At 57.9% G+C, this 247-nt stretch carries 1 protein-coding gene; it reads right to left on the bottom strand.

Annotated features, from left to right (window positions below):
* Positions 1 to 247 (bottom strand): exonuclease domain-containing protein (locus A3728_RS20600; RefSeq protein ID WP_269084908.1); only part of this gene is annotated, 247 nt, incomplete at both ends.

Below are 247 nucleotides of genomic sequence, written 5' to 3'. Positions count from 1 at the left end.
CGCGATGGCCAGCGTATCCACCGCCCGTTCCCACGGGATGGGCGGAAGTCCCATCCACTTCAACTCGGCATTCAGGAACTTGATATCGAAAGCGGCGTTATGAATGACAAGCTTCGAGTCGCCGATGAAATCGATGAAGGCCTGACCGATGGCCGCGAATTTCGGTTTATCGCGCAGGAAATCGTCGCCCAGGCCGTGGACCTGGAACGCCTCTTCCGGCATGGCGCGTTCGGGGTTGATATATTGG

Source organism: Sulfitobacter sp. HI0040, assembly GCF_001634885.1.
Classification (GTDB): domain Bacteria; phylum Pseudomonadota; class Alphaproteobacteria; order Rhodobacterales; family Rhodobacteraceae; genus Sulfitobacter.
The sequence above is the reverse complement of the archived record's forward strand: the minus strand, read 5'-3'. Positions and strand labels throughout refer to the sequence as shown.